This is a genomic window from Psychrobacter sp. TB20-MNA-CIBAN-0197, assembly GCF_040309765.1.
Taxonomy (GTDB): Bacteria; Pseudomonadota; Gammaproteobacteria; order Pseudomonadales; family Moraxellaceae; genus Psychrobacter; species Psychrobacter submarinus.
Window position 1 is genome coordinate 1 of record NZ_JBEOPC010001273.1, and the last position, 242, is coordinate 242.

The window sequence follows — 242 nt, forward strand, 5'->3', positions numbered from 1 at the left end:
TCGCCGGCCTTACCCAATACGACCCCGCCGCCAACACCCTGCCACGCACGCCGGTGCTCGAAGAGTCGGCGCCGCGCACCGATGCCATGGAGCGCACCGTGGCCGTGCAGACCATGGTCAGTCGCGTGCTCAAGCGCGACGGCTTCGCTCTCGATCAACTGACCGCACGCTTCAGCTCGATGCTCGGCAAGCGTCTGGACGATCAGCACAACCCGCTGAGTCCGGCGATGCTCTGCGAATAC

At 66.1% G+C, this 242-nt stretch carries 1 protein-coding gene; it reads left to right on the forward strand.

All coding sequences use genetic code 11. The features are described 5' to 3' along the window. A partial coding sequence (locus AAEY83_RS18060; RefSeq protein WP_351061445.1) for a DUF1631 family protein occupies window positions 1-242 on the forward strand: 242 nt, incomplete at both ends.